Here is a 4,226-nt window from a genome sequence, read left to right on the forward strand (position 1 = left end):
GCGGCGTCGCCGGCCAGCGGCTCCAGGCCGGCGAGCAGCGAGAGGTCACGCAGCCAGCCGTCCCCGCCGAGGGCCGAGGTGATCAGCTCGGAGAGCTGCGGGTTGGCGAGCCGCAGGAAACGCCGCGGCGTCACGCCGTTGGTGACGTTGTGGAACTTGTCCGGCCACAGCTCGGCGAAGTCGCGCAGGGTCGTCTCGACGAGCAGTTTCGAGTGCAGCTCTGCCACGCCGTTGACCGCCGCGGTGCCGGTGACGGCGAGGTTCGCCATGCGTACCCGCCGCTCCGGCTCCTCCTGGATCAGCGACATGCGGCGGATGCGGTCGGCGTCGCCCGGGAAGCGGGCCGAGACCTCCTCCAGCAGGTGTTGGTTGATCAGGTAGATGATCTCCAGGTGGCGTGGCAGGAGCCGGCCGAGCATGGGTACGGGCCAGGTCTCGAGCGCCTCCGGCAGCAGGGTGTGGCAGGTGTACGCGAACGTGCGCCGGGTGATCGACCAGGCGGCGTCCCAGTCGAGGCCGTGCTCGTCGATCAGCAGGCGCATCAGCTCGGGGATCGCCAGCACCGGGTGGGTGTCGTTGAGCTGGATCACCGTCTTGGCCGGGAAGTCGTCCCAGCCGGAGTTGCGGAACCGGAACCGCCGGAGGATGTCCCGCAGCGAGCAGGACACCAGGAAGTACTGCTGCTTGAGGCGCAGCTCGCGGCCCGCCTCGGTGCTGTCGTCCGGATACAGCACCTTGGTGATGTTCTCCGACCGCACCACCTCCTGCACCGCCTCGGCATATTCACCCCTGGCGAACCGGGACAGGTCGAAGGACTCCTGGGCGGCCCGGGCGCTCCACAGCCGCACGATGTTCACGGTGTCGGTGCCGTACCCGGGGACCAGGATGTGGCTCGGCTCGCCGAGAACGGTCTCGCCGGGCGTCCACACGCCGCCCTCGACGGTGCCGTAGAAGCCGACCACCTGCCGGTCGTCCGGCGCCGGGAACTCCCACGGGTCGCCCTGGAAGGCCCAGTCGTCCGGGCGCTCGACCTGCGCGCCGTCGACGAAGGTCTGCCGGAAGATGCCGAAGTCGTAGCGCAGGCCGTAGCCGACGGCCGGGAGGTCCAGCGTGGCCATCGAGTCGAGCAGGCAGGCCGCGAGCCGGCCGAGGCCGCCGTTGCCCAGGCCGGGCTCGACGTCGAGCGCCTCGACCTCCTCGGCCGTCATGCCCAGCGCCTTGAGCGCGGCCGCGGCATCCGCGCCGGTGCCGGTGTAGAGCAGGTTCTGCTCGAGCTGCGGGCCGAGCAGATATTCCGCCGAGAGGTAGTAGATCCAGCGCGGGTTCGCGGCGTGGTGCGCCGCCGCAGTGCGGACGCGGCGCTCGGCCAGGCGGTCCCGCACGGTCATGGCGAGCGTCTCGTACGCGTCCTGCGCGCTGGCCGACTCGATGGTGGTGCCGCGCCGGTTGTAGAGGTTGCTCAGCAGGTCGCGCTCGAAGTCCTCGGCCGTCATGCCATGATCCTGGCCCGGCGGCCCCGGCCTGGCCAGTGTGTACCTCAGATATTCGCGAGCGCGACATGGACGTGGCCGCCGGCCGCCGACAGCTCGGCCCGCGCCCGGTCCACGTCGACGTCGCCGACCAGCATCACCACCGCCACCTTCGCGTCACCGTCCGTGGCGGACAGGGCCGCGCGGCAGGCCTCCGGGTCCGCGCCGGTGGCGTCGGCCACGATCCGCAGCTGGCGGTCGCGCAGCTTGTCGTTGCTGGCCAGCATGTCGGTCATCAGGTTGGAGTAGGTCTTGCCCAGCCGCACCATCGTGGCGGTGGAGAAGGAGTTGAGCACCAGCTTCTGCGCCGTCCCCGCCTTCATCCGGGTGGACCCGGTGACCACCTCCGGCCCGGTGTCCGGGGCGATGTGCACGTCGGCCAGGGATGCGATCGGCGACTGCGGGTTGCCGGAGATCAGGACCGTGCGGGCGCCCAGCGTGCGGGACATCGACAGCGCGCCGCGGACGTACGGCGTACGCCCACTCGCGGTCACCCCCACCACCAGATCGCCGGCGACGGCGTCCGCGATCACCGCCCGGCCCGCGCTCTCGTCGTCCTCGGCCGCCTCCGACGGCCGGGTGAGCGCCCTGGTACCGCCGGCGATGTGCGCGATCACCCGGCCCGGCGACAGCCCGAAGGTCGGGATCAGCTCGGCGGCGTCCAGCACCGCTATCCGGCCCGACGTGCCGGCGCCGACGTAGTGGATGCGCCGGCCCGCGCTCAGGGTTGCGACGGCGAGCTCGACCGCCTCCGCCACCTCCGGCAGCACCGCGGCGACCGCGAGCGGCACGGTCTGGTCCTCGGCGTTCATCAGCCGCAGCAGGTCCAGGGTGGGCATGCGGTCGATGGCGGCGCTGCGCGGGTTGCGTTCCTCGGTGCGCGCCAGCGGCATCCCGTCCACTCCTCTCATCTGCGCCGCGCCGCTCATCCCCGACGCCCGGTGCGACGGCCGCGGACCGCGTCGTAGGTGACGTCCAGGGCGGCCCGCGTCTCGCGGTACGTGCGCTGGGCGACGCCGACGAACACGCAGTCGATGACGGTGAGCTGGGCCAGCCGGCTGGCCATCGCGCCGGACCGGAAGGTGGTCTCGCGGGCCGCCGTGGTGAGGACATGGTCGGCGGCCCGGGCGATCGGCGACTTCGGGAAGTTGGTCAGCGCCACGGTCCGCGCGCCGTGCTTGCCCGCCTCGGCGAACGCCTCGATCGTGTCCGTGGTCGTGCCGGTGTGCGAGATGCCGAACGCCACGTCCCGGTCGTCCAGCAGGGCCGCGCTGGTCAGCGCGACGTGCGTGTCGCTCCACGCGAACGCGACCCGGCCGATCCGGTGCAGCTTGTGCTGGAAGTCGGCGGCCACGAATGCGCTCGCCCCGACCCCGTAGATGTCCACCCGCCGCGCCGCCACCACCAGATCGACCACCTGCTCGAGCACGGCGATGTCGATCTGCAACGCGGTCTCCTCGACCGCCCGGGCATCGGCGAAGGCGATCTTCTTGACCACCTGCGCCAGCTCGTCACCCTCGTGGATGTCGCTGCCGACCGGCTCGTCGTCGCCGCCGATCGCGCGCCCGGCCTCGGCGGCGAGCGTGAGCCGCAGCTCGGAATAGCCGCCGAAGCCCATCGCACGGCAGAACCGGATCACCGTGGTCTCCGAGGACGCGGCCCGCTCGGCGAGGTCGCTGATGGTGAGCCGGGAGGCGGTGGCGGCCTCGTCGATGACGACCCGGGCAACGCGCTGCTCGGCCGGTGACAGGGAGGGCAGGAGGCCGCGTGCCCGCACCGTCGTGGGCGAGGATGTCATGGAGACGTGATTCCTTCGTTGGAGCTGAGATGGACGCATTGGTGGTGGGTGTGGACGCCGGGGCCACGTCGACCCGCTGCGCGGTGGCCACGCTCGACGGGCGGATCGTGGGCCGCGGTGTGGCCGGCGGCGCGAACCAGAACAGCAGCGGCGTCTCCCTGGCCGCGTCGCTGGGCGCGGCGCTCGAGGCCGCGCTCTCCTCGGTCGAGGGCCGCGACGTCCGGCTCGGCGTGCTGGGTGGGGCCGGGTCGGCCGGCGCCGGCCGCGAGGGTTTCCGCGCGGCCGCGACCGCGGCCTGGCGGCGGGCCGGCCTGCCCGGTGCGCCGGTCACGGTGACGGATCTGGAGGTCGGGTACGCGGCGGGCACGGCCTCGCCGGACGGCGTGCTGCTGCTCGCGGGCACGGGCGCGCTGGCCGCCCGCTTCACCGGCGGCGTGCTCGCGCGCCGGGTCGACGGGTACGGCTGGCTCGCCGGCGACGAGGGATCCGCGGTCTGGATCGGCATCCGCGCCCTGCGCGCGGCACTGGCCGCGCTGGACGGCCGCGGCGAGCCGACCGTGCTGGTCGAGGCGGTCCGCACGGGGCTCGGCGTGCCGCCCGGCCACGGCGAGGACCTCGCGCAGGCGCTGCTCGCCGCGGGTTTCGCCATCCCGCCCGCCGCACTGGGCCGGCTCGCCCCGGCGGTCAGCGCCGCCGAGGACGACCCCGTGGCCCGGCGGATCCGCGACGGCGCCGTCGCCAAGCTGCTGCACAAGCTGGACACGATCGCGCCGCCGCCCGGCGCCGCCGTCGTGCTGGCCGGATCGGTGCTGCTCTCCCCCGGGCCGATCGCCCGCGCGGTCCGGGCCGGCGTCGCCGAGCGGACGGGCATCGAGCCGTCGGAGGCCGCGGATGGCGCC

The 4,226-nt window shown here is 73.7% G+C and carries 4 protein-coding genes; 1 reads left to right on the top strand and 3 read right to left on the bottom strand.

What is annotated here, in order from left to right:
- The 3 genes from glgP to AB0M20_RS29895 all read right to left on the bottom strand — a co-directional run.
- The coding region (gene glgP / locus AB0M20_RS29885) for a glycogen/starch/alpha-glucan family phosphorylase (protein WP_364303658.1) at positions 1 to 1,493 on the bottom strand (1,493 nt) is incomplete at its 3' end.
- Between the two features lie 44 nt (positions 1,494 to 1,537).
- Complete coding sequence (murQ, locus tag AB0M20_RS29890) at positions 1,538 to 2,422, bottom strand: N-acetylmuramic acid 6-phosphate etherase (RefSeq protein ID WP_364303659.1); 885 nt, start codon at positions 2,420 to 2,422, stop codon at positions 1,538 to 1,540.
- 32 nt (positions 2,423 to 2,454) lie between these two features.
- Positions 2,455 to 3,327 (bottom strand): MurR/RpiR family transcriptional regulator, encoded by an 873-nt coding sequence (locus AB0M20_RS29895; protein ID WP_364303660.1) that lies wholly within the window; start codon positions 3,325 to 3,327, stop codon positions 2,455 to 2,457.
- Between the two features lie 29 nt (positions 3,328 to 3,356).
- On the opposite strand from AB0M20_RS29895, the gene AB0M20_RS29900 reads away from it, so the two are divergent.
- The coding region (locus AB0M20_RS29900; RefSeq protein WP_364303661.1) for a BadF/BadG/BcrA/BcrD ATPase family protein at positions 3,357 to 4,226 on the top strand (870 nt) is incomplete at its 3' end.

The sequence above is a fragment of the Actinoplanes sp. NPDC051633 genome (genome assembly GCF_040681735.1).
Lineage (GTDB): Bacteria > Actinomycetota > Actinomycetes > Mycobacteriales > Micromonosporaceae > Actinoplanes.

What these genes read in the sequence shown, in the direction of transcription:
- AB0M20_RS29895 (WP_364303660.1), bottom strand. Translation starts at nt 3,327, where the DNA reads ATGACATCCTCGCCCACGACGGTGCGGGCACGCGGCCTCCTGCCCTCC.
- murQ (WP_364303659.1), bottom strand. Translation starts at nt 2,422, where the DNA reads ATGCCGCTGGCGCGCACCGAGGAACGCAACCCGCGCAGCGCCGCCATC.